This is a genomic window from Intrasporangium sp. (assembly GCF_030452765.1).
In the GTDB taxonomy this organism is placed as follows: Bacteria; Actinomycetota; Actinomycetes; order Actinomycetales; family Dermatophilaceae; genus Intrasporangium_A.
Genome location: NZ_JAKDLO010000004.1, coordinates 1 through 24,926, shown reverse-complemented (window position 1 = coordinate 24,926; position 24,926 = coordinate 1). Strand labels below are relative to the sequence as shown.

Below are 24,926 nucleotides of genomic sequence, written 5' to 3'. Positions count from 1 at the left end.
TGGGGAACCCAGCCACCCAGCAGACCGCTGGGGACCCTGGGGGACTGCGCTGAGCGGCATACGGTCGGGGTGTGGTCAGGCGGTGTGCCCGGTGAGCGCCCGCTCCGACCGGCGCGGCAACAGCCGCGGGTCCGCTCGGTGCACCGCGCCCGCGACGACCGCGGCGAGCACGGCCTTGGCGAGATCACCGACGAGGAACAGCGCGCTGCCGGCCATGGCTGCCGGGAGGCTGATCCCGGCACGCCACGCGGTGACCGGGACCCCGACCGCGTAGAGCACGACGATGCCGCCGATGACGATCGACACGAGCCCGTACCCGATCTGGTAGGGCGCGCCGCGCCGATAGACCAGGACACCGGTCACGTACGCGGCGATCGGGAAGCCGAGCAGATAGCCGGCGCTCGGCCCGGCGAACACGCCCAGGCCGCCGCGGCCCCCGGCCAGCAGCGGCAGGCCCAGCGCCACCAGCAGCAGGAAGAACATCACTGCGGCCACCGCCCGCCTGGGACCGAGCACCGCACCGACCAGCATGATCCCCAGCGACTGCAGCGTGATCGGCACCGGGAACCCCAGCGGCGAGAACGCCGGAACGAGACCGAGGACCGCGATGAACCCCGCGAACGTCGCCGTCAGCGCGAGGTCCCGGGTCCGACTCTGGGCAGCTCTCAACGGGTCTCCTCATCTTGTGGCCGAAGCGATCATACGGGCCACGCTGTGGCGGCCGGGAACCCAAGTCGCGGGACAAGTGACCGGAACGACGGTGGGGGACCGCTGTGCGTTGAGCACGGCGGAGCGTCGGGAGGGCTGTTCGTTCCGGTCACTTGGCCCGTCAACCGTCGGGGGCTGTCTCAGCCCATGTGCGGATAGGTGTGCGTCGTCGGCGGGACGAAGGTCTCCTTGATCGAGCGGACGCTCGTCCATCGCAGTAGGTTCTGGGCGGCGCCGGCCTTGTCGTTGGTGCCGGAGGCGCGCGCGCCACCGAAGGGCTGCTGCCCGACGACCGCGCCGGTCGGCTTGTCGTTGATGTAGAAGTTGCCGGCGGCGAACCGGAGCCGCTGCGTCGCCTCGGCGATGGCGTGCCGGTCCTGCGCGATGATCGAGCCGGTCAGGCCGTACGAGGAGGCCGACTCCATCTCGGCGAGCGCCCGGTCGTAGTCGGCGTCGTCGAAGACGTGGACGGCGAGGATCGGGCCGAAGTACTCGGTGCGCAGGGCCTCGTCCCCGGGGTCGGTGACCTCGAGGACCGTCGGCCGGACGAACCAGCCGACCGAGTCGTCGTACCTGCCCCCCGCGACGACCTCGATGCCGGGCGTGGCGTGAGCCCGGTCGATGGCGGCCTTGTGCTTGGCGAAGGCCCGGTCGTCGATGACGGCGCCCATGAAGTTGGTCAGGTCGGTGACGTCGCCCTGGGTCAGGCTCTCGGTCACCTCGACGAGCTCGTCCTTGACCTGCTTCCACACCGACGCCGGGACGTAGCTTCGCGAGGCGGCCGAGCACTTCTGGCCCTGGTACTCGAAGGAACCGCGGACCATCGCGGTGCGAAGCACGGCCGGGTCGGCAGACGGGTGGGCGAGGATGAAGTCCTTACCGCCGGTCTCCCCGACGAGCCGCGGGTACGTGCGGTAGCGCTCGAGGTTGGTGGCGACCTCACTCCACAGGTGCTTGAAGGTCGGGGTAGACCCGGTGAAGTGGATCCCGGCCAGGTCGGGGTCCGTGAGGGCGACCTTCGAGACGTCGATGCCGTCACCGGTGACCAGGTTGACCACGCCCGGCGGCATACCGGCCGCCTCGAGCAGCTCCATCGTGACCTGCGCCGCGAACTGCTGCGTGGGCGAGGGCTTCCAGACGACGGTGTTGCCCATCAGGGCCGGGGCCGTCGGCAGGTTCCCGGCGATGGCGGTGAAGTTGAACGGGGTGATCGCGTAGACGAAGCCCTCGAGCGGCCGGTAGTCCGCCCGGTTCCACACGCCACGCGAGTTCAGCGGCGGCTGCTCGGCGAGGATCTGGCGTGCGAAGTGCACGTTGATCCGCCAGAAGTCGATCAGCTCGCAGGCGCTGTCGATCTCGGCCTGGTAGGCGGTCTTGGACTGGCCGAGCATCGTCGCCGCGTTGAGCCGGGCGCGCCACGGGCCGGCGAGCAGGTCGGCGGCCTTGAGCAGGACGGCCGCCCGGTCGTCGAAGGACAGCTCCCGCCAGGCGGGAGCCGCGGCTTTCGCGGCGTCGACGGCGCGGCGAGCGTCCTCGACCGTCGAGCCGCGCAGGGTGCCGAGCACCTTGGCGTGGGCGTGCGGCTGGCGCACGGTGAACTCGGCGCCGCCGCCCATGACGCGCTCCCCGTCGATCGTCTGGGGGAGGTCCCTGGGGCCGGCGCTCTGCAGCTCGGTGAGGGCTGCCTCGATCAGGGCGCGTTCGGGGGAGCCCGGGGCGTAGTCGAGGACCGGCTCGTTTGCCGGTGCGGGCAGGTGGGTCACTGCATCCATTCTCGATCCTTCGTCTGTCAGAGGAGGTGGCGGTCTGGTGGAGACAAGGCTACGCGGCAAGGAGGCGACATTGGCGGTCGCCGGGCGGCACCTGCACATCAGCATCCATGGGCCGCCGAGCACGTTCGGCCAGCGGGAACAAGACTTGAAGTTGAGTCGTTATCACTCATGTATCTTGACGCAGCGCCATGCAAGAGTTGCGTCAGCACCCCGAGGGACACAGGAGTGACCATGCCCAACCAGTTCGACCCCTTCCGCCAGATGGACCGCCTCTTCACCGACACGTTCCGCAGCGCGAGCAACGCGCTCATGCCGATGGACCTCTACCGCGCCGGCGAGCTGTTCACCGTCCTCGTCGACCTGCCCGGGGTCGACCCCGCGACGATCGACATCGACGTCGAGGACCGCACCCTGACGATCCGCGCGGCTCGCAAGGACGTCGAGGCCGAGGGCGCGAAGTGGCTCTCGCACGAGCGGCCGAGCGGCACGTTCGCCCGGCAGCTGGCGCTCGGCAGCGGGCTCGCCCTCGACAAGATCGAGGCGGACTACCGCGACGGCGTCCTCAAGCTCACCATTCCCGTCGCCGAGGAGGCCAGGCCACGGAAGATCTCGGTGACACACGGCGCCGGGCACCTCGACCCCGCCATCCAGGGCTCCGAGCAGTGACCCGGGCGCTCTTGCGACTTCACGCGTGACCGAGGGGTATGCCGCCCAGCTCAGCGAGCTGGGCGGCATACCTCTGTTCGGGGCTGGTGGCCGGCGGGGCTTGTCGTCAGTCGGGGGCCGGAGCATCCTTGGGCCGCGTCCACCAGAGCTCGAGCTGGATGTTGTCCGGGTCGCGGAAGACCAACGCGGTGCCCGAGCCCGACGTGGAGTCGGTCACGGGGGAGTGGTCGACCCCGAGGTCGGCCAGCCGCTGTTGCCATCGCTCGAGCTCGGTGCGTTCGGAGACGGTGAAACCGACGTGGTCGAGACCCGGTCGGTGTTCGTCGAAGCGGTCCGCGGTCTGCTCGTCGTGCTGGTTCAGCCCGATGATCAGGCCGGTGGGCGGGTGCAGCAGAACGATCATGATGCGCCCGTCGAGGTCTGCCCGTCGGATGCGTCGCAGACCCAACGTCTCGACGTACCAGTGCGCGCTCCGTTCCGCGTCCGAGACCGTCAGGTCGAGATGGCTGATCGCGCTGAATGCCGGCATGTGTCTTCGTCCTTCCTGGCGTCGCCCACGGTACTCGGTGGACCTCAGGGCATCCCCGGGAACCCGGTCCTCGGGTCGCCGTTCGCGGTCATCCGGGTGTAGTCGGCGTCCGCCCCCGACGGCGGGGTCAGCGCATCCGCCGCTGCCCACTGTGACGGGCTTGCCCCGAGGGCGAAGTCCAGCTTCGCCCCGTACCGGAGCTGTCGCAGCGGGAGCCACGAGGCCGGGTAGGCCCGCCAGTTGAGCCGCAGCGACTGGATGAAGGGCGCGGTGGAGGCGTCGGCGTCGGTCGTGATGCGCACCGGCCGGTCTCCCACCCACATGGTCGTCCGGGGGAACTGCGGGGTCGACAGGGACAGTCCGGGCGCCGAGGCCACCGTGGGGAACATGCCCAGCGCGGCGAACACGTACCAGCTGGAGGTCGCGCCCATGTCGTCGTTGCCGGGCAGGCCGTCGCGGCGGGTGCTGAAGGTCAGGTCCATGATCTTCTGCACGACGTACTGGGTCGAGGCCGGGGCGCCGGCCCAGTTGTAGGCCCACGGTGCCGGATAGCCCATCTCGTTGCCGATGTAGAACCCCTGCGAGTCCTGCCCACCGTTGAGCTGGGCGGCCGTCGGCACCCTGGTCAGGGCGGTGTCGATCGAGAAGAGCGCGTTGAGCCGGTCGACCGCAGCCTGCTTGCCGCCGATCGCGTGGATGAGGTCGGTCCAGGCGTAGCCGAAGGACCAGAAGTAGTTCGGCTCGGTGGACTCGTGGAACCAGCCCGTCGTCCACTCCCCGAGTGTACCCGGCGTGGTCGGCGCCTCGCGGGCCGCGATCGCCTTGGTCTCCGGGTTGAGGATGGTTCGCCACCAGCCTGCCCGGTCGTGGAGCTTGGCGATGTCGGCGTCGGTGACCGCCACCTGCGGGTTGGTCCGGATCGACCTGGGCAGCGCGTCGAGGTAGGCGGCCGCGGCCCGGTCGCTGTTGTAGCGCTCGATGTTGGGCGACGACGTGTCGGGGAAGTACCCCGTCTGCAGGTAGTCGGTCATGCCCGAGAAGCTCTTGTTGTTGTTGCAGGTGCTGCCCGGGTCGAAGGCCGACTGCTTGACCAGGCGCGCGGCACTGACCAGGTCGTAGTCGCGGACCCCGAACTGGTAGGCGCCCGCGATGAGCGGGAGCGCGTTGTCACCCGACATCGGGGTCGAGTCGTCGCTGGCGTCGACCCAGTGCGGGAAGGCGCCGCACTGCTTCGCGTCGACGACCAGGGACTGCATCATCTCGGCCGACTCGCGAGGGGCCAGCAACGCCAGCAGCTGTGCCTGCGACCGGTAGGTGTCCCACATCGAGAACCCGCTGTAGTGGGTCGAGTAGCTGCCGATCCGCCCGTCCGGCCGCCGCCAGGTGTAGTCGCGGACGTTGGCGACGGGGCGTTGCTCGACCGCCCCGCCCAGGTCGGGGCTGCCAGGTGCCGGGGTCGAGCCCTGCATGCTGCGGAAGTCGCCGTTGACGTCGGAGTAGGTCGTCGGGCCGACGAAGACACGGTAGAGGGAGGAGTAGAACTTGACGAGCACCTCACGCTGGGCGGGGCTCAGGGCGCGCGGGTTGGCGGCCCGGTCGATCTGGATCGTGTTGAGCCGGGCGTTCCACTTCTTGTCGGCCTGGGCGCGCACCTGCTCGAACGTGGATCGGGCGTTCTCGGTCTTGAGGTTGAGCCGGGCGTTGTCGATGCTCACCGCCGAGATCCCGACCCGCATGGTGAGGGTCGGGTCCGCAGCTGGCAGGTCGTACTGGAGCAGCGCGGAGCCGTCGTCGACGGTGTTGACCGTGCTGGCCCCCGACTGGGAGCGCAGCGGCTTGTCGAGCTCGGCGTAGAAGTAGACCGCCGAGTTGTACGGCGTGCCGTAGGGCGTGCAGAACGCCGGCGCGATCGACCGGCCGGTGAGGGTCCTGCCGTTGTCGCTCACGGCGAGCGAGACGTTCTTGGCCTCGATCCGCCCGGCCGTCCAGGACGCGTTGCTGTTCCCGTTCAGCCGGGTGTCGAGCGAGAAGTAGCCGGCGTCCTTGCCCGGGTAGGTGAACCGGGCCATCCCGGTGCGCTCGGTGGCGGTCAGCTCCACCTTGACGTCGTTGTCGAGCCCGACGGAGTAGTACCCGGGAGCGGCCTTCTCGGTGGCTGTGGCGAACCGGACGCCGAGCGGGCGCCCGTCTGCGGTCGACACGGCAGTGGGCGTCGATGCGGGCATCATGCCGACCGTGCCCTGACCCGGACAACCGACCCCGTTGAGGTGGGTGAGGCTGAAGAAGTTGACTCGCTCGGAGGTGGAGTCGGCTGCGGTGAGATAGCCGCCCGAGCCGTTGAAGTTCGTCCGCGGCATGTCCGGGCCGAAATGGGTGAACCCGAAGGGGACCTTCGCACCGGGGTTGATGTTGCCGGCATACCCGCTCGTCCGTGGCACGGCGCCGCCGATGACCGGGTCGACGTACTGGGTGAGCGGCAGCAGTGGCCGCTGGATCGACGGGAGCGCGGCCGACGGGTTGTCCGACGCTTCCGTCGGTGAGGGCGTGGCCCCGTTCGCGTCGGTGGCACCGCCGAGGACCATGGCCGCAGCGACAAGACCGGCCCCGAGGCGGGGACCGATTCGCTTCAATCTCATGACACCGACTCCTTTGTCAGCAACTGACCCGTGGGAGGGCTCGCAGGCCCGGCGGGGAGACTATGGGCGCCGCCGGGAATGTCCAACTCCTGCGGGTATGTCTGTCCGATCATCAGTCTGGATCGGACCGGGCTGCCTCGCCACTTGACTTTCGCGACCCGCGCGCCTCCAAGTGCGTGGGTATGCCGCTGCGCCGGCGAGCGTCCGCCGGCCCAGCGGCATACTGGCGCGGGAGCACATCGGCACATGCGCGGAGCACGCACGCGCGCCTCACCCGCTCGACCGGCGTGTCGCCGCGCCGATCAAGGCTTCGCTTCGAGGACCATGTTGAAGGGGTTCTCCGCGACACGCCGGATCGTCTGGAACCCGGCGTCGACGAGCACCTCCCGCAGCCTTCGCTCGCCGGTCAGCGCGCCGAGCGCGGCACCGCCGGGCTGGGACAGCGAGTTCGGCATGCACAGGAACGTCGAAGCCGCGTAGCCCAGGGCGGCTACCGGCACCGTGGCGATGGTCGTGGTCAGGTCGTCGCCGGCCCGAGGCTCGACGAGCATCAGGGTGCCGTCCTCGGTGAGCGCGGCCCTGGCGTAGGCTCCGGCTCCCAGGGGGTCGCCGAGGTCGTGGAACGCGTCGAAGAACATGACAAGGTCGTAGCGGTCCTGTGGGTAGCCGTGGCAGTGCGCCACCTCGAAGGTGACGCGGTCGGAGACGCCTGCGTCCGCCGCCCGCTTGCGTGCGGTGACGACCGACGGTTCGTGGACGTCGAACCCGACGAACCGTGACTGCGGGTAGGCGTCCGCGAGCAGGATCAGGGCGGCCCCGCGACCGCAGCCGATGTCGGCGGCACAAGCACCCGTCGTGAGCTTCTCGTGCACCCCGGCAAGTGCCGGGATCCACTCGGGCACAAGGCTGTTGCGATAGCTGGTTCGGAAGAAGCGCTCGGTCTGCTCGAAGATCGTGGGGTCCTGTTCGGCCCACGGAATGCCGTCTCCGCTGCGGAACGCCGCGACGACCTCGTCGATGCGACGATGCAGACCTGTGGCCAGGGGTGCCGCGCCGATCATCGCGGCCGGTGAGTCGTCGGACGCGAGCACGGCAGCGTGCTCCCGAGGAAGCGTGAAGGTCTGCTCGGTGGCGTCGTGGGTCACGAACCCGACGGCGGTCTGCTGTGCGAGCCATTCGCGCACGTAGCGTTCGTGGGTGCCGGTCTGCTCCGCGAGCTCGGTGGACGTTGCAGGGCTGCTGCGCGCCAGTGCGGCGTAAAGGCCGAGACGGTCGCCGAGCACCATCATCGCCGTGGTCGCCCCGCCGGTGATAACGCCACCGACCTGCTCGGCGAACGCACGGATCCTGTCGAGGTCTGGGGTGGTCATGATTTCCTCCTTGTGTCACCTGCTGGCGTTGCTGGAGGAACCACCGTGCGCCGTCAGCCTTTCATGGACCTTTCACGTCGCGTGGCCGGCAGGCAGAGTAGAGCGATGGCCAGCCTCCGCTTCGGCGTCCTGGGCCCTCTCGAGGTGCATCTGGACGGCGTAGCCGTGCGCGTGTCGCCCGGACGACAGCGGGCGATGCTGGCGTGTCTGCTCGTGCGCGTGGGTCGCCCGGTCCCGGCGGACGTGCTCATCGAGGCGGCGTGGTGCGATGACCTGCCGCAGGACCCGCGGGCCGCAGTTCATACCGTGGTGTCCCGGCTGCGCAGCACCCTGGGGACGGGCGTGATCAGCTCGGCTGCCGCCGGGTACGCGCTCGCGGTCGCCGCGGACGAGGTCGACGCGGGTCTGTTCGAGGCACTGTGCGCGGACGCATGGTCCGCCCCGGCGGAGCGGGCCGCCGGACTGCTGCGCGAGGCGCTCGGCCTCTGGCGCGGAGCGGCGTACGAGGAGAGCGCCGACCGTGACTTTGCCGCTCCTGAAGCACAGCGTCTGGAGCGGTTGAGGCTCGACGCGACCGAAGAACACGCTGCCGCCGTCATGGAACTCGGCAGGCACGAGGAGGCCGTCGCCGAGCTGGAGGTTCTGCTGGCCCGGCAGCCCTTCCGAGAGCACGCCGTCGAGCTGCTCATGACGACGCTCTACCGGGCGGGTCGGCAGGCCGATGCCCTCGCGCGGTACCGAGCCCACCGCGAGCTGCTCGCCGAGGAGCTGGGGCTCGAGCCGTCGCTCGTCCTGCGTGACCTCGAGTCGCGGATCCTCGGGCACGCCCTGCCGGTCGGATCGGACTCGAGGACCCCCCTGGCCGCCCCCGCCTGGATGGACCTGTCAACCGGCTTCTTCGACCGTGACCGGGTGCTGGCCGATCTCGTGGCCGCGGTGGGGACCAACCGGCTGGTCACCGTCACCGGAGTGGGAGGCGTGGGCAAGACCCGGCTCGTGGCGCAGGCGCTACCCATCCTCAGCGAGCAGGCGCGAACGCCCATCACCGTGGTCGAGCTCGCGCGGGTGCAGCCGGGCCGGGTCAGCACGGCCGTGGCAGATGCCCTCGGACTGGGCGTGCCGTCACGCGCAGTCACCGACGACGTGCTCGAGTACCTGGGCTTTGCCAGGGCCACGCTCGTGCTCGACAACTGCGAGCACCTTCGCGACGAGGTCGCCCGGTTCGCCGATGCCGTTGGGCGGCAGTGCCCTCGGGTGTCGCTGGTGGCCACGAGCCGGCACCGGCTGGGGACGTCGTTGGAGCGAGTGGTGCCGCTCGTGCCGTTGCCAACTGTCGTTCGTGGCGCTGGTGTAGGGGCGGCCGCCGGTGACCCGGCCGTGCGATTGTTCACTGACCGGGTGACCCGGCTGCGTCCCTCGTTCGCACTCACGCCGGAGAACGTCGGCTCCGTCGTCGAGATCTGCCGGCGGCTCGACGGGCTCCCCCTGGCGCTCGAGCTTGCGGCCTCCCGGGCCGCCACCCTGGGCGTCGAGGCGGTGCTCGGCCAGCTCGACACCGACCCGTCGGCGGCCCCCCTGCGCGACCTGCGGAGCGTCGTGGGATGGTCGGTCGGGCTGCTCACCGGCGAGCAGCGACGCCTGCTCGCCCGCCTCACGGTGTTCGCGAGGTCCTTCGGTTTCGAAGATGTCGTGCGTGTGGCAGCCCAGCTCGGGTCGTGTGAGGGTGAACGGGGAGTGTTGGGCGCGCTCGAGGAGCTCGCTGAGTCGAATCTGCTGGTCAGCGAGTTCCGTGGTGCCGACGTGCGCTTTCGGATGCTGGCGCTGGTCAGGGCATATGCCGCCGAGCTGCTGTCCGCGTCTGGGGAGGAAGGGCCGGCAAGACTCGCCCATGCGCAGTGGGCGCGCTCGGTCGCCGAACGGGCCGCCTACGACTGGGTCTCCGGGAAGGCCGCTGCCGCGAGCAGGCGGCTGGGCGACGCCGGCCCTGACCTGAACGCTGTGCTGCGGTGGGCCCTCGAGGTGGGACGGCTCGACTTGGCCGCGGCGATCACCGGTGCGGTGGGCCGGTGCATGCATTGGCTTGCCGGTCTCGAGCTCGGAGATCTCGCCGTCGAGACTGCGCGGCGATGTGAAGCCGCAGGGGCCGGCCCCGAGCTTGCCCCGGGCCTGGCCGCCGGGGCCATGACGAGTGCCCTTCGCGGCGATCTGGACCAGACCCGGCGGTTCGCGGAGGCTGCCTTCGACTCGTCTCAGGCGGACGAGGTCGGTCTGCTCGCCGGCATCGCGCTCGCCGTGGCCACGTTCTACACCGGGGATCATGAGGAGTCGGTCTCCCGGCTGCAGGCAGTCTCGAACCTGGCCGGGCTGCCGGCCGGCTACCTCGCCGAGGCGCACGTCACCCGGTCGCTGCTGGCTTGCGCCCACGATGACCCGAGTACCGCGCGTGAGGAGGTCTCGACGGCCCTGTTGTGCGCCGAGACGGCGAGGGCCGAGGCGCCACGGGCCTTCGCGCTGTACGCATCCGGCGAGATCGAAGCGCGGGAGGACCCGGAGCGTGGGGCGGCCCAGTTCCGTGAGGCGGCCGCGGAGGCGGACCGGATCGGGGCGGCCCAGGTCAGCCAGGTGGCCCGGCTCGCGCTGTTCGCGGTACTCGTGCGACGCGATCGGCATGACGAGGCACTTCACCTCGTCGTGCCGCTGCTGCGCGACGTCCTGCGGTCCGGGACCTGGCCCCAGGTGTGGACCTCGCTGCGCGTCGCGGCTGAACTGCTCTCGGAGCGCGGTCGGCGCGAGGACGCCGTGCTGCTGCTCTCTGCGGCCGACGCTGCGCCGAGTGCGCCGCCTCTCGTCGGGGACGACGTCAGCCGATACGCCACGCTGACGGCAGGGCTGAGAGCCGGCCTTGGCTCGGCGGTGGTCGACCGGATCAGCGCAGTGGCAGCCGTGGTGCCGCGCTCCCGCGTCGTCGACCGAGCCCTGGGGCTGCTCACCGATCTCGACGAGCTCACCGGGGGGACGCGTCCTGATGGATCACCCGCTCCCGGGTGACTCTGCCGGTGGGCTGGCCAGTGCGACGCGCATGTGCCGAGCATAGGTCGCGCTCGGCACCGCGGGTTGACCGCCGCATCGGCTCGGTGGGAGCATCGGCGAGCGCCTGGGTGCCATCGCTCTCAGTCGCGGTCATTTCCTTCCGAGGCCGGTTGGTCCTGACGCACCTTCACCGGCCGCGTCGCCGTCGAAGGAGTTTCCATGCGACCAGTCTTCACGGTCACTGCTGTCGCCGGCCTGCTCGCGAGCGCCGTGCTCGCTCCTGCTGGCCTCGGCATCGCACAGCCCGGGCTGCCGGAGTCCGGCACGCGCGCGCACGCACGCGCGTCCGCGCCCACACACGCGTCCACGTCCGGTTCCGGCACGCCGGACGGCGTTGTCGGCACGCGGCATCGACCCCACCAGCGACCCACTGCCCGCACCGCCGGGCAGTACCGGGACGTCATCGACCGGACCGGGAGCCCGCAGGCCTTCCGTGAGTTCGACCGGGTGGGCAACCAGGTCTTCAACCCACTGCTCGACCTGGGTGCCTGGCATGGGTTCACGCTGCCTGCCCGGGCGGACGAGTATGGCGGTTTCACGGGCCCGATGGTGATCTCCGAGGAGTACAGCCTGTTCTTCGCCCATGAGCTGGACCGGCTCGCCATCAGTGCCGACGGCAGACCCGTGGACCTGTCCACCGCGAGGTCGCGTGAGGTCTTCGCCATCCCCGGCGCGCTCATCCAGCGCTACGACTTCGGTCGCTTCGGGCTCGACCTCGAGCTGCGCTACGCCGACTCGCGCAGCGCGATCATCCGCACCAGCCTCACCAACCACGCGAGGTCGAAGCTCCGGCTCGACCTGACCTGGCAAGGCCGGCTCCTGGACCGCTGGGACGCCACCACGACCGTGGCGGAGAAGTACCCGGACTGGACGCGTTCGGTCGCCGCCACGGACACCGGTGTCAGATTCGCCTTCGGGCGGCTGCGCAGCATGTGGAACATCATGCAGAGCGGCAGCGCCGAGTACCGGATCGACCGCACCATCCCGACGCGCACGAGCGTCGACGCGGCATCCCTGAGCTACGCCAGCACCGGCAGCATCAGCATCCCTCCACTTGGCTCGACCGAGTTCTACACGCTGCAGGGCTACGTGCACTCGGCCGCCGAGGCGTCGGCTCATGCCCCGGCGCGCGCGGGCATCCTGCGCCGTCCTGCCTCGTACTTCGACTCCTCGATCCGCAGGTGGGAGCGCTACCTGAAGGCAGGACTCTCCGAACGGACGTCGACGAAGGCGCAGCGACGGGTTGCGGTCAAGGCCATCGAGACCCTCAACGGCAACTGGCGCTCGCCGGCCGGCCAGATCAAGCACGATGCGGTCACCCCGTCCAACACCGCTCGCTGGTTCGACGGGGTGTGGGCCTGGGACAGCTGGAAGCATGCCTACGCGATGGCTCACTTCAACCCCGAGGTCGCCAAGAGCAACGTGCTCGCCATGTACGACTACCAGATCACCGCCGATGACCCGGTCCGGCCGCAGGACGCGGGGATGGTCATCGATGCCGTCTTCTTCAACAAGCTCGCGGACCGAGGCGGCGACGGCGGGAACTGGAACGAGCGCAACACCAAGCCACCGCTGTCGGCCTGGGCGGTCTGGGAGATCTACCGGGCCACCGGCGACAAGGGATTCGTCGCGGAGATGTACCCGAAGATCCGCGCCTACCACGACTGGTGGTACCGGGCCCGGGACCACAACCGGAACGGGATCGCCGAGTATGGAGCCACCAACCATCCTGAGCACAACGACAAGAACGGCAACATCACCTTCACCGTGCAGTACCCCGCTGCCCCGCCCGAGTCGGTGGACCTCGGCGGCTGCCAGAGGGCCGAGGACGCCAACACGTTCGCGTGCGCCGGGGATTCCCTCTACCGAGCCGTCCTCGCGGCCGGCGGCTACGAGTCGCTGTACATCGGAGCCCAGGACGGAGCCGGCTGGGAGTCCGGGATGGACAATGCCGCGCGGTTCGGTTTCATCGACAACGACCAGCTGCAGCGGTATGCAGACCGGGAGTACGGCGGTGACGTGGAGCGGGCCCGCAAGGACTGGCAGGTGCTGTTCCTCGAGAACCGCGCCCCGGACGGCAAGCTGATCGGGTTCTCGATCAACCAGGAGTCCGTCGAGCTGAACGCCTACCTGGCCAAGGAGAAGCAGATCCTCGGCTCGATGGCGTGGCTGCTGGGTCATCGTGACCAGGCCAGGAAGGACCGTCTCGACGCCAAGAGGATCGCTGCCTACATCAACGCGTGCATGTTCGATGAGACCACCGGGTTCTACTACGACCGTCAGATCACCGAGGAATCCGTCGAGCCGGGTAGCTGCACCGGCGCGCTGCTCACCGCGCGGGGCCGCGGGCCGGAGGGCTGGAGCCCGCTGTGGGCCGAGATCGCCTCGGACGACCAGGCCTCCCGCGTGCGTGCGGTCATGCTCGACGCCGACGAGTTCAACACGAAGGTGCCGCTCGGCACGGCGGCGCTGACCAACCCCGCCTACGACCCGCAGATCTACTGGCGCGGTCGCGTCTGGGTGGACCAGTTCTACTTCGGTGTGACCGGGCTGACCAACTACGGGTACCGCGACGACGCCGCCGCGCTGGTCGACAAGCTCTACGCCAACGCCGAGGGCCTGACCGGCGACGGACCCATCCGCGAGAACTACAACCCGGAGACCGGCGCGGTCCAGGGAGCCACCAACTTCAGCTGGAGCGCCGCCCACCTGTTCATGCTCTACCGGGACTTCCGCTGACCACCGGGTATGCCGCTCAGCCCGTTCGCCGCGCCTCCGCGCTCGGGTGCGGGTGCGGGCGTGAAGGGCGGGGTCTGACGAGCAGGGCCCGATGAGCCCAGCGCTGCCCAGTCGCGCCGACGCGGTCGTGATCGGCGGCGGTGTCATCGGGCTGAGCACCGCGTACCATCTGGCGCGGCGCGGCATCGGTGTGGTCCTGGTCGAGATGGGCGCGCTCGGGTCCGGGTCGACGTGCAAGGCGGCGGGAGGCGTACGGGCTCAGTTCAGCGACGCCGCGAACATCGTGATGGGCCAGCACGGGCTGGCGGTCTTCGAGAGGTTCGGCGAGCTGTTCGACCAGCGGATCGACCTCGTCCAGCACGGCTACCTCTTCCTGCTCGACGACGCGGCGGACGTCGCCGACTTCGAGCGCTCCGTCACGCTGCAGAACTCGCTCGGCGTCGACAGCCGGATGGTCACGGCTGCCGAGGCGAAGCGGCTCGCGCCGGTCATCTCGGGCGATGGAATCCTCGCGGCCGCCTACGCTCCCCGGGACGGGCACTGCAGCCCGGAGTCGGTCGTCCTCGGGTACGCGCGAGCCGCTCGCCGCGCCGGCGCCACCCTCGTCCCGCACTGCCGGGCGACCGGGGGTGAGGTCGTCGACGGGGCGATCCGGGCGGTCCGCACCGAGGCGGGGGACATCGCCACGGACACCGTGGTCTGCGCTGCAGGCGCGTGGTCGCGGACGATCGGGGAGTGGTTCGGGGTCGACCTGCCCGTCGACCCGGTGCGCCGCCAGATCCTCGTCACCGAGCCGATCCCGGACCTCCCGGCCGGGATGCCGATGACGATCGACTTCTCCACGAGCCTCTACTTCCACGAGGAGGGACCGGGCCTGCTCATCGGCATGTCCGACCCGGACGAGACGGTGGGCTTCAGGCTGGGCCGGGACGACGCCTGGCTGCCGCGCCTAGCGGCGACGATCGAGCGGCGGGTGCCGGCGCTGGCCGAGGTCGGCATCGCGAGCGGCTGGGCGGGCCTCTACGAGGTGACGCCCGACCACAACGGGCTGATCGGCGAGGCGCCCGGGGTGAGCCGATTCCTCTACGCGACCGGGTTCTCAGGGCACGGCTTCCTGCTCGGACCGGCGGTGGGCGAGGTGATGACGTCACTCGTGGCGGGCGAAGCGCCCTTCGTCGACGTGTCGCAGTTCGACGCCCGGCGCTTCGAGGCTGCCGGGCCGCACCCTGAGACGCACATCGTGTGACTCACAGGAGGGGCCGCGCGTTGATGGACGTAGGTCGAGTCCTCGCAGGTGTCAGGGGTCGCAGTCAGCACCACGTAGAACGTTCGCAGAACCCCTCCAAGACCCTGTCGATCCTAGGTCGTGGTGCCCGGCTGGCTGCGGTTCCGAGCGGTTGTCCGGGGGCGGTTCGGGTCCCGAGGGCCCTCCCAGGTCGGGCCACGGAGCCACTGTCCCGGTGGCTCGCGAGGTGCTGACCTGCGCCGGCGTCACCCGAGCCTCGCGCCGCACGCTCTGGATGAGTCCCGCTTTCCTGAGCCGTGACTCATCGGGCCGGGGGAGTGGTCACCTGACCTTGGCTCGCGCTTGGCAATTGCGGTTGATTGTGCGAGCGGCTGCGCGTCGTTGCCCGGGAACAGAGCGCCACGTCGATGCGCATCGAGGGCCGGTCGTTCCCGTCGGCTGCGGCCGAGCATCGATGCGACGCACTCTCGAGTGAGCCGCCCGATGGGTCGGTGCCCGACGAGCATGCGGTGGCCGGCGACTACGCTGCGACGTGACTGGCCAGCAGGTCATGTGACTGGTATTCCGATCACAGGACGGATAGAGTTGTGTCGTGTTCTTGGGTGAGCCGTTCGGCGGGGTGCTTCCGGGGGGTCGGGGTGCGGTTCTTGCGGTGCTGCTGCGCACCGGGGAACCGCTGACGGGCCGGCAGGTCCATGGTCTGCTCAGTGACGAGCACAGTCTGTGGTCAGTGCAGGAGTCCCTGCGGGCTTGGGTGCGGCTGGGCATCGTGGAGGCGCGCTCGGTCGGCCGGGCGACTTTGCACACGGTCAACGGAGCGCATGCCGCTGTCGCGTCGCTTCGGTTGCTGGCCGATCCGGTCGCGCTGCTGACCGGCGTCGTCGGTGAGTGGGTCGACCCGGCGGTTGGGGCCGTCATCCTCTACGGGTCGACCGCCCGCGGAGAAGCGCGGCCCGACAGTGACATCGACCTGGCCGTGATCGCGAGCTCGGCGTGGGATCGGCGGGTGGAGCTGCAGGAGGCGGTCCGGGCCGGGATTGGGAACGACTGCGACGTGCTGGTCTTCACCCCGGGGCGGTTCCGCCGTCTGGTGGCCTCGGGTGAGCCCGTGGTGACCGACATCCTGCGCGACGGGATTGCCCTGATTGGGTCGGTGCCGCGGGTGAGACGCGGGGTCGCCTGATGGCCACCCTCGAACATCGGGCCCATGCGCGGGCCTTTCTGAAGAAGGCTGAGGAGTACTTGGCCTCGGCACAGGACAACCTCGACCTCGAGCGGTTCACATCTGCGGCGGGCGACGCGATCCATGCGGGGATCAGTGCGAAGGACGCCATCGTGGTGTCGCTGACCGGATCGACGATCAAGAGCAAGGACCACGCGACCGCCGCGAGGGAGCTCGGCCGCGCCCTGGGACAGCGACCGGGTGCGGAGAGCGTGACCCGCGCGCTACGGGAGTTGGTCGCAGCCAAGGCTGATGTCGAGTACGGCACTGACCTGGTCACCCGGGCCAAAGCGGCCGTCCTCGTCCGGCGTGCCGCAGCCGTGGTCGAGTCCGCGACCCAGATCGTGCGGCTCGGCAGGTAACCGGCGCTCCGACAGGACTGGCAGACCCAGGCTCGGCTCGGCGCGCCGGCCCTACACCAGGGGCCGGCAGCGCGTTGCTCGGATCACGGACACCCGCGTCACCCCAGCACTTCGATCGTGTGGCGGAGTGCTGTCATGTCCTTGTGCCTACGGAAGTGCGTGGCGAGGCCGAGCAGACGCGATGGTTGCCCGCCGCGGCGTAGCCAGACGCGATGGTTGCCCGCCGCGGCGTAGCCAGGCGCTCAGCGCCTGTTGGGCCAGCTCGCCTCGGTCATGTTCGCGCAGCCGGAACGCGTCGATGATCGAGCGTTCCGCGCCGTAGATCCGGATCCGCGTCGTCGCGTCGAGCCGGATCGTGGCCCGCCCGAGATCGAAGGTGACGCGGTCGAACTGGTGCCAGGCGACTGGGATCGTCGTGTTCAGCGGTCGGGTGCCGCGCGGCACGGCGATGGTGCGCCGGGCCGGGTTCTCGTCGAGCAGCCCGTGGTGGGCGACTGCAGGCAGAGCGTCGCGCGGGGACGCGCGAGCTCGGTTCTCGACGAGTTCCTGGCCTTCGTCGGCCGAGGTCTTGCGGTATACGCCGCGGGCCACCCGGACGATCAGGGCGTGGGCGAGCAGGTCGCGGAACTGCCGTTCGGTGAGCAGCTGCCGGGTGTGGCTGTAGCGGAACGTGGTGGACAGGCGTTGCAGTGCGGCCCGGTCGCGTCGGCTCGCCATCGCCACCCTCTCATCCGGAGGGAACTGCAGCCAGGCTGGAGCTTGGGACTAGGCCGACGAGGTGACTGGCCAGGAAGTCATGTGACTGGTATCCCGATCATGGGGCCAGCAGGGTTGGGTCGTGCTTCTTTGGTGAGCCGTTCGGCGGGGTGTCTCCGGGGGCTCGTGGTGCGGTTCTTGCGGTGCTGCTGCGCACGGGGGAGCCGCTGACGGGCCGGCAGGTCCTCGGGTGAGCCCGCGGTGACGACATCCTGCGTGACGGGATTCCGTTGTTCGGGTCGATGCCGCCGGGAGGCGTGGGATCGCCTGATGGCCACCCTCGAGAGCGGAACGCGGCGCGAAACCCGAGGCCACGAAGGTTCGACCTGCTCATCTCCGCCGTGGCGGACACCAACAACCTGCCATTGCCCACCCGCAACGCTGCGGACTTCACCGGCATGCATCAAGCCCTGGTTGTCATCCCGATCACCACGACTGTCTGAGGCCTCAGTCGCGCTGCAGCTCAAACGGCCCGACTCATCGGTGTGGTGCCGTCACGGCAGGCAGGCGCGGTCGAACTCCTGTTGGAGGCGGGTGCGCCGGCGGTGGGTCTCGCGCAGCTCGGCGATGAGCGCGTCGACCTCGACCGCCTTGTCGGTGCCGGCGGCGAGGCCGCGCATCCTCGCCAGCCGACGGGCCGCGTATCGGTAACGTTTCGCGTCGGCGACCTCCAGCTCGCCGAGCGTCAGCAGGGTCAGGACCGGCAGGACCGCGAGGGGGTCGAGCTTCTCGTAGGCCTTCGCGAGATCGGCCCAGAGCCGGTCGTCCTCGAGCGTGAGGGAGTGCGCCACCTCCCATGCGAGCGGCACGTCCCGGAGCGTGTAGAGGGCGAAGGACACCGCTTCCCGGGGGCGGGCGGACAAGGTGGTCATGACCTCGTCGGTGTGCTCCCCCCACGCGCTGCCCGCTGCCGTGCGGAGCGCGTTCGCGTGCGACGAGGTCGGCCACCGCCGGAAGACCGCCAGCCGGGCTGCAAGCAGCTCGCTCCGCCGGTGGGTGGCCAGCAGCTCGCACCAGTACTTCGCCGCGTGGACCGACTGGTGGCCGTCGTCGAAGTCGGTGGCCCGCTGCGCCCACTCGATGGCCAGGTCGATCTGCTCGATCTCCGCCAGGGCCCGTGCGGTGTCCTCCAGCCAGGCGGCGACCCGCTGGTCGCGGGCGTGGGTCCAGATCACCTCGGCCACGTCGCGGTCGAGGACGGCCAGCCGTTGCTCGTTCCAGTCCAGCGTGAACCGGGTGTGCGAATCGGGGGAGGACCACCTCGTCGTCGCGTCCTCGGCCGGACGCGGACCGAGCTCGGCGGCGATGTCGGCGAGTCGGCCCCGGTAGCGGGCCATCCCGCTCGCGCCGAGCGCCGGGGCGTACGCGACAGGGTCGAGCTCGAAGAAGTCGACCACGCCGTCGAACTGGAACGTGATCATCCAGTCCGCGAGCCGGGCCGGTGAGACCAGGGCCCGGGCGGGCCGCGACGGGATGCAGGGCGAGCAGGCGCCGACAGGCATCGCCGATGATCCCGGACGAGTCGTCCGCCCTTGCTATCACCGCGAGCGCGCTCGCCAGTGCCTTGTGGGTCACGGCATACACATCGCCCGGGTCGGCGTCCTCCGCGGCGGCCTCGAGCAGGTCGATGCCCTCGTGCATCGACCGCCCGTGGGCATTCGCCGCGCTCCACCGGTGCAGGTCGGCGCGCGTGCGGATCAGCGGGAGGACGGCCTCGGCGAGCGCGGTCATGGCCCCCATCCTCTCCCACTGCCGCCCGTCCGCCTTCCGCGTCGGCACTGGCCGCGGGGATTCCCGGCCACGAACACAGGCCAGGTATGTTGCTGAGCTGGCTCGGCGGCATACCGTCACGTCTGCACGGGGTTGGCTGGGGGACCGGGCGCGCCAAGCCGTGAACTCGCCCGCCAGATCCGGGGTCGTATGCCGCCGTGCTCAGTCAGGCTGGGGCGTGCGGGTGGCGCGGGGCTGGTTCAGCGCGCGAGCTCGACCCCGGTTGCGAGCCACTCCATTCGCGCACGCGTCAGGGGCAGATACCTGGCGACGTCCTCGATCTGGTCGTCGGCCATCGGGCGTGGTGGCGCGGCCAGTGCCGTCCGGAGTCGTGTGACGAGGGTGTCGGCGTCGAGGTCGATGACGTAGGCGTCCTCCGATCCCGCGGCCATGGACTCGAAGTGGCCGCGCGCGTGTCTCGCGCGGCGGTGCCCCTCGGCCACCCAGCAGTCCTTGATACCGCCGCCGGCAAAGAAGTCGATCAGGACCATGAGCGCATGCTCGCGGCCCTGGTAGTCGAAGAGTGCGCCGATGGAGATCTGGGCCCCGAGCGTGTTGCCACTCTCCCAGGCCATCAGCAGCTTCGGTCGTCCGACCCGGGCCGCCCAGGGTCGATCCGCGACACCACGCTGCGCCAATCGCGCGGCAGCGTGGGCGGCTGCGGCCCGTGTGGACGCCTGGCCCAGGAAGGAGCAGACGCGCAGCAGCGCCAAGGCCTCGGCATCTCCCAGCGACTCGGCATGGTCGATCAGCTGAGTCACCAGCGCCCGCTCAGCCTCGAGGCGCTGTGGCTCGCGTGCGTTCTCGGGCGCGGCGAGTCGCATCGCTCCCAACGCGTTGCAGAGCACGAGCTCAGCCGCGAGAGGGGTGCGTGCCTGGGCCACCTCGGCCATCAGCGCGACCGTGGCCCCTGCCGCCAGGTCGTGGGCCTGGTGTGTGAGCAGGTCCGTGAACGATCCTGCGCTGGCCGTCCGGGCCGACTCGGCAGCGACGGGCTGTGGTGGCGGTTTGCGCGTGGCGTTGCGCTTCGCGGTCCGGTTCCTGGACTTCGACATCCGCCCAGCATGCCAGTGCCCGCCACCCGTTCACGCAAGTGGGGCCGAAGAGGCAGGCACCGTCCCCGCAGCCTTGGACGCGGCGCGCGCGCTCGACCTTGCGATCCCCTGGGCGCGGTGGGCGCGTCGGCGGACCCTCGAGGTGCACGCGGAGCGTGCCGGCGGGTTGAGGGCGCTGCCCTCGTCGCGAAGGACCTTCGGCAGTGGCCGCGTCCGCGGGCTTCCGTGACGTTCTACGATGACGCGATCGTGCTCATCGGAGGAGGAGTCTCATGCGTCCGGCTCGAACTTTCGCGTCCTGTGCAGCCGACAGCGTGGCGGACTGACCATGGCTGGGAACACGCCGAGTCTGCAGCGCTTCCTGAACTCGCTGGAGCAACGGCTGCTGGGGATGTCAGCGGAGGAGATCCGTGCCGTCCTGTTGGCTCACGCACGCGACCTGCCGGGCGCCGAGCGCGCGGCCTTCCTGTCCATCTTCACCGAGACCGCCTCCACGGGCAAGGACCATGAGCCCCCGGACACCACCTGGCCCGTGGTCGATGACCCGCTCCTCGACGAGATCGATGCGTTCGTCGATCGTCTCGCGTCGGGCGACTTCTATGACGGCTACGGCTGGGACCCGGAGATCCGTGCCGAGCGTTCGTTCGGTGATGAGTCCTGGACCTGGGAGATGGACGACCTGTTTCGTGGCGCACAGGACGCCTTCCTCGCCGGCGACCTCGGACTCGCGAGGACCGCATACCAGCGGTTGCTCGAGAGTTTCGACCTGGAACAGGAGGGCGCGACCTTCAGTGGCGCCCTATCACCGGTCGACATGGTGCGGACCGACGTGCGGGAGGCTGAGGCCCGCTACCTGCGTGCGGTCTACGAGACTACGCAGGCGGCGGAACGGGCCACCGTCCTCGGGGAGGCGTGGTTCGACCTGCCCACGTGGGGGCCGGTGCCCAGCCTGGCCGCCATCCGCGAAACCCGTCGGCAGGACCTGCCCGGGCTCGTCGAGTTCCTGCCGGCGTGGATCGCGCTGCTCAACTCGACCACGGCTGGCCACCGCGACGTGCGGCCACTGCTGACCGAGGCCACCGAGCTGTCCGGCGGTGTCGACGGGCTCGGTGCCTTGGCTGGTGACGCCGACCCGCCTCGGGCCGACCTCTACCTCGACTGGGTCGAGGCGCTGCGTCGAACCGGCCGGCAGTCCGACGCCGCTGCCGCCGCACGGAAGGCGCTGGAGGCGGTGGACTCGCAGGGCGTCACCGCGGCGCGGATCGCCGAACTGTTGACCGACGCTGTCGCCGATGACCCCGAGGAGGTGCTCGAGGCTCGCAGGGTGGCCTGGCGCGCTGCGCCGACGCAGGCTCGGCTGCTGGCGTTGCACCATGCGGCGACCGTCGCAGGCCGGGCGGCTGCCGAGGCCCTGGCAGCCGAGATCGACCACCTGGATTCCGACCACATTTCCGGAGCCCTGCACGCCTCGGTGCTGCTGCTCTCGGGTCACGTCGACGACGCGATCGACCTGCTCCAGGAGCCGCTCGGGCACAACCCGTTGCAGAGCGCGAGCTACGTGGCGCTGCCCTACCTGTTGGCATCGGCGTGCGCCGGGCCTTCCCACCCCGGGTGGGCCTCCTCCCGGGTCGCAGGCCTGCTCAAGAACGTCGACAACGCCGACCTCTGGGCATGGACCGACTACGACCTGGCCGACAGCAAGGAGATGACCGATGACGTGTTCCCATCGTTGTCGGGGCTGCTCACCGAGCGCATCTCGGCTGGAGGGGACGACCCCGACCTGCGCTTGGAGCACCTGCGGGCCGCGGAGGAAGAGGTCAAGCGCCGGGTCGACGCGGTCGTCTCCGGCAAGGCACGCGGCCAGTATGCGAGAGTCGCCCGGCTGGTCGCCTGCTGCGCGGAGGCCGTCACGCTGGCTGAGGACTCCCGCAGCGGCACCGCCTACCTGGGACTGATGAGGGACCGCTTCACTCGCCACGTCGCCTTCCGCCGCGAGCTCGATGCCGCCGTCGAGCAGACTCCCCTGGTCACTGCCCCGCCCTCCAGGGGGACTCGGTGACGGACCTTCACGCCCTTGACCGCCTGGTCGCGGTGATGACGGTCGACGCCTACGACGTGGACGAGCAGATCATGGCGTTCCACGCAGTGTTCGAGGATGAAGCGGGGTTGCCCGTCTCGGCCACGGTTGTCGGCGTTCCCGTCCTGGTCACAGACGTCGGCATCCGCGCGAACGGCATCGAGCTCACCGCGCACTGCCGGCGCGAGGAAGTCGGGCAGGAGATCTCGCTCACCGACCTGGTGTTCCCACCGGACACGCAGGCGGCTTGGGTCCACGCCGCATACCGTCGGTGTCTCGGCCTCGCACCGTTCCCAGCCGCGATCCCCGAAGCCTGGCAGCCGGACATGCTGTGACCAGCGTTGCCGCGACCGCATCTACCGATGTTCCGAGGCGGCCTGTCAGTGCGAAGGACGCCATCGTGGTGTCGCTGACGGGATCGACGATCAAGAGCAAGGACTATGCGACCGCCGCGAAGGAGCTGGGCCGGGCCCCGGGCCGCCCCGGGCCAGCGGCCCGGGTGCGGGAAGCGTGACCCGCGCTGCGGGAGCTGACAGGCGCCAAGGCTGATGTCGAGTACGGCGCCGACATGGTCACCCGGGCCAAGGCGGACGTCCTTGTCCGTCGTGCCGCCGCCGCCGTGGTCGAGTCAGCGAGCCAGATCGCCCGGCTCGGCAGGTAGGAGTCGCGGTCCTCGCGCTGGGCTTGGCAACTCGGGTTGGGCGGGCTCGCCGGAGTGCATGGGCCCCGCGTTCCAGACGGGGCTCGTTTGGCCCGTTACCGCACCCGTCGCCAGTGTGCCGCAGGTGAGTCCCGCTTTCCCGGCCAGTGAACTCGCGGCCGGGGGAGTGGCCACCTGATGGTGGCTGATTGCGGTTCGTTGCGGCTGCTGAAGGTCGGCTCGTTTCACGTCGTGGTCCTCGAATCGTTCGGACGCGGGTGATGGCGGATCTCCGCTCACTCGCTGGTGCAGCCGATCGTGGTGTGTGCGAAAATCCCACATATGGACAAGGTGGCTCTTGGTCAGCGGCTCGCGGAAGCCCGGGACCTGGCGGGTATGACGCAGGAGAGTGTCGCGCGGGCGGTGGACCTGGACAGGACTGCGATCGTCTTACTCGAGAAGGGTGAGCGCAACCTCAAGGTTCCCGAACTCGTGCAGATCGCCGCTGTGCTGGGACGTCCGTTGTCCTACTTCGTTGAACCCCCGGTGCCTGCGGCGGTGAGCCGTCGGTCGGCACCTCAGGCCGCGCATGACTCTTCGCGCTTGCTGGACGTGGAGATCGAGCAGTTCGCGGCCGATGTGCGAGGGCTACTGGAGCTGGGTTTGCTGGAGCCGGTCCCTCGCAAGGGGGATGCGCGTGTTCCACGAACGCACCTTGAAGCCGAGCGGGCAGCGGCATCGTTCCGCAAGCAACTGGGTCTGAATGCCGAGCCCATTGAGGACCTCGGGCGTACGTGCGAGGCGTTCGGGCTGTACACGTTCGCGGCGGGCCTGGGTGATGCTGGACCAGACGGTGGATGTGTTGAGGTACTCGTCGATTCGGGTGGCGTGGGCGTAGCGGTCATCAATGGAGATGCGGGTTCGGGGCGGCGGCGCATGACCTTGGCCCATGAGCTCGGGCATTGGCTCTTCGGCGATGCCTATGACACGCAGGCAGTGCTGGACAACGAGCCTATGATCAACTCCTTCGCTGTTCACTTCCTTGCCCCACGCACCGCAGTCGCCAAGGTCTGGTCGAAGCAGAGCGGTTGGCCCACGCGCGATCGCGCGCTCGCGGTGGGAGTGGCATTCCGGCTGAGCTGGTCGGCGGTCATCGCACAGCTGCGCAACCTCGATCTCATCTCTCACGAGGAGCGCGACCAACTGGGCAGGATCGAACCGCGCGCGGGTGATTACCTGCGGCTTGCACTGTCGTGGGTCGACGAGCTCAGCCATCCATACCTGTCGCCCGACTTCGTCGCCGCGTGCCTGAAGGGTTACACCGCCTCGACTATCACCGAGGCCAGGGTCCTGGAACTCTCGCGTGGCGTGTTGGGCGCTGATGATCTGCCGCAGGCTGAGCTGTTCTCACGTGATGACCTGCGTCGATCCTTCACCGGGCACGCCAGCTTCACGCCGCATGTCTGAGGCGAGAGCGTGGGTTACCGACACTAGCGTGTACACCCACCTCGGGCGCGCTGGCCATACCGACATACTGCGAGACCTGGCGCCCGGCGGCGTCATCCTGGTGCCGGACGACGTCGACCGGGAGATCCAGCGCGGCCAAATGAGATATCCGGGAATCGTGAGCGTTGCCGATACGTCCTGGACGCACCTTATCGTCCTGACCGAGGACGAGGTAGGCACGCAACTCTTGGTCAAGGCCGCGATGGGCGGTGGTCCTGATGAGCACCTCGGGGAGGCGGCAGTCATCGCCTGCGCGCGGTACCGCGACCTGACCGCCCTGTTGGACGACAGGCATGCGATTGCCCAGGCGGATCTTCGAGGTGTGCCGAGCCATGACACGTTGTGGTTAGTGGTGGAGGCATACGCCACCCGGTTTGGCTATGACCGTGACCGCGCAGCCCGGGTGGTGGACGACCTGCTCGCCACCGACATGTATCTGCCCATCGACTCCGGCCAGAGCCTGTTCGCGTGGGCGTATGAGGCCGGTCTGCTGCCCAAGGAATGATCGGCACTAGGCGTTTGGTCCGGCGACGCCGCCGGCCCGGTCGGTTCGGTCGGCTCGTCGCAGACCAGGGGGCGGCCCCCCACCGCTGCGGTGAACGCGCTGGGCCGTGCCGCGCGCCACGTCGATGGCGTCCGTCTCACTGCTGGACTTCGAGGGTGGGTTGCCCGCCGCGGCGTAGCCAGGAACGCAGCGCTGCGTGGCCCCACTATGACGTAGGTCGAGGAGCGGGGCCCTGAACACCGCCGCGTTCGAGGATGTGCATCCTGCGTCTTCGGTA

General features: G+C 69.9%; 18 protein-coding genes. 10 read left to right on the top strand and 8 right to left on the bottom strand.

Annotation, left to right across the window (positions count from 1 at the left end; translation table 11 throughout):
• Window positions 1–75 precede the first annotated feature (75 nt).
• Entirely contained in the window at window positions 76–669 is a 594-nt protein-coding gene (locus L0H79_RS01115; protein WP_301482690.1) for a biotin transporter BioY, read from the bottom strand.
• Window positions 670–848: 179 nt separating this feature from the next.
• Complete coding sequence (gene pruA / locus L0H79_RS01110) at window positions 849–2,480, bottom strand: L-glutamate gamma-semialdehyde dehydrogenase (RefSeq protein ID WP_301482689.1); 1,632 nt, start codon at window positions 2,478–2,480, stop codon at window positions 849–851.
• Window positions 2,481–2,711: 231 nt separating this feature from the next.
• On the opposite strand from pruA, the gene L0H79_RS01105 reads away from it, so the two are divergent.
• A complete protein-coding gene (locus tag L0H79_RS01105) occupies window positions 2,712–3,146 on the top strand; it encodes an Hsp20/alpha crystallin family protein (RefSeq protein WP_301482688.1) in 435 nt (144 codons plus the stop codon).
• Between the two features lie 106 nt (window positions 3,147–3,252).
• Here L0H79_RS01105 and L0H79_RS01100 read toward each other — a convergent pair whose 3' ends face one another.
• From L0H79_RS01100 to L0H79_RS01090, 3 genes are all read right to left on the bottom strand, one after another.
• The gene (locus L0H79_RS01100; protein WP_301482687.1) at window positions 3,253–3,675 is read right to left on the bottom strand and encodes a VOC family protein; all 423 of its coding nucleotides are present in this window, start codon (window positions 3,673–3,675) and stop codon (window positions 3,253–3,255) included.
• A 44-nt stretch (window positions 3,676–3,719) separates the two neighbouring features.
• Entirely contained in the window at window positions 3,720–6,311 is a 2,592-nt protein-coding gene (locus L0H79_RS01095; RefSeq protein WP_301482686.1) for a glycoside hydrolase domain-containing protein, read from the bottom strand.
• Window positions 6,312–6,613: 302 nt separating this feature from the next.
• Window positions 6,614–7,681, bottom strand: a complete 1,068-nt coding sequence (locus L0H79_RS01090; protein WP_301482685.1) for a class I SAM-dependent methyltransferase — start codon at window positions 7,679–7,681, stop codon at window positions 6,614–6,616.
• Window positions 7,682–7,786: 105 nt separating this feature from the next.
• Between L0H79_RS01090 and L0H79_RS01085 the strand changes: the two genes are divergently transcribed.
• The 5 genes from L0H79_RS01085 (at window position 7,787) to L0H79_RS01065 (ending at window position 16,340) form a co-directional block, all read left to right on the top strand.
• The gene (locus L0H79_RS01085; RefSeq protein ID WP_301482684.1) at window positions 7,787–10,729 is read left to right on the top strand and encodes a BTAD domain-containing putative transcriptional regulator; all 2,943 of its coding nucleotides are present in this window, start codon (window positions 7,787–7,789) and stop codon (window positions 10,727–10,729) included.
• A gap of 201 nt (window positions 10,730–10,930) precedes the next feature.
• Window positions 10,931–13,510 carry an alpha-glucosidase gene (ygjK, locus tag L0H79_RS01080; protein WP_301482683.1) on the top strand — a complete coding sequence of 860 codons (2,580 nt, stop codon included), beginning with the start codon at window positions 10,931–10,933 and terminating at the stop codon, window positions 13,508–13,510.
• 91 nt (window positions 13,511–13,601) lie between these two features.
• The gene (locus tag L0H79_RS01075) at window positions 13,602–14,756 is read left to right on the top strand and encodes an FAD-binding oxidoreductase (RefSeq protein ID WP_301482682.1); all 1,155 of its coding nucleotides are present in this window, start codon (window positions 13,602–13,604) and stop codon (window positions 14,754–14,756) included.
• A gap of 592 nt (window positions 14,757–15,348) precedes the next feature.
• Complete coding sequence (locus L0H79_RS01070) at window positions 15,349–15,939, top strand: nucleotidyltransferase domain-containing protein (RefSeq protein WP_301482681.1); 591 nt, start codon at window positions 15,349–15,351, stop codon at window positions 15,937–15,939.
• Window positions 15,939–16,340, top strand: a complete 402-nt coding sequence (locus L0H79_RS01065; RefSeq protein WP_301482680.1) for a HEPN domain-containing protein — start codon at window positions 15,939–15,941, stop codon at window positions 16,338–16,340. Before L0H79_RS01070 ends, L0H79_RS01065 begins: the two co-directional genes overlap by 1 nt.
• A gap of 147 nt (window positions 16,341–16,487) precedes the next feature.
• Here the strand turns inward: L0H79_RS01065 and L0H79_RS01060 are convergent, their stop codons facing one another.
• From L0H79_RS01060 to L0H79_RS01050, 3 genes are all read right to left on the bottom strand, one after another.
• A complete protein-coding gene (locus L0H79_RS01060) occupies window positions 16,488–17,057 on the bottom strand; it encodes a hypothetical protein (protein WP_301482679.1) in 570 nt (189 codons plus the stop codon).
• Between the two features lie 533 nt (window positions 17,058–17,590).
• The gene (locus L0H79_RS01055; protein ID WP_301482678.1) at window positions 17,591–18,598 is read right to left on the bottom strand and encodes a hypothetical protein; all 1,008 of its coding nucleotides are present in this window, start codon (window positions 18,596–18,598) and stop codon (window positions 17,591–17,593) included.
• A gap of 468 nt (window positions 18,599–19,066) precedes the next feature.
• The gene (locus tag L0H79_RS01050) at window positions 19,067–19,921 is read right to left on the bottom strand and encodes a hypothetical protein (protein WP_301482677.1); all 855 of its coding nucleotides are present in this window, start codon (window positions 19,919–19,921) and stop codon (window positions 19,067–19,069) included.
• 328 nt (window positions 19,922–20,249) lie between these two features.
• Between L0H79_RS01050 and L0H79_RS01045 the strand changes: the two genes are divergently transcribed.
• The 4 genes from L0H79_RS01045 to L0H79_RS01030 all read left to right on the top strand — a co-directional run bounded on the left by L0H79_RS01045 (window position 20,250) and on the right by L0H79_RS01030 (window position 24,649).
• The gene (locus L0H79_RS01045) at window positions 20,250–21,980 is read left to right on the top strand and encodes a hypothetical protein (protein WP_301482676.1); all 1,731 of its coding nucleotides are present in this window, start codon (window positions 20,250–20,252) and stop codon (window positions 21,978–21,980) included.
• Window positions 21,977–22,333, top strand: coding sequence for a hypothetical protein (locus tag L0H79_RS01040; RefSeq protein WP_301482675.1), 357 nt, complete (start codon window positions 21,977–21,979; stop codon window positions 22,331–22,333). The genes L0H79_RS01045 and L0H79_RS01040 overlap by 4 nt, the downstream gene beginning before the upstream one ends.
• A gap of 611 nt (window positions 22,334–22,944) precedes the next feature.
• Window positions 22,945–24,105, top strand: a complete 1,161-nt coding sequence (locus L0H79_RS01035) for an XRE family transcriptional regulator (protein WP_301482674.1) — start codon at window positions 22,945–22,947, stop codon at window positions 24,103–24,105.
• 28 nt (window positions 24,106–24,133) lie between these two features.
• Complete coding sequence (locus L0H79_RS01030; RefSeq protein WP_301482673.1) at window positions 24,134–24,649, top strand: hypothetical protein; 516 nt, start codon at window positions 24,134–24,136, stop codon at window positions 24,647–24,649.
• Window positions 24,650–24,926: the final 277 nt, after the last annotated feature.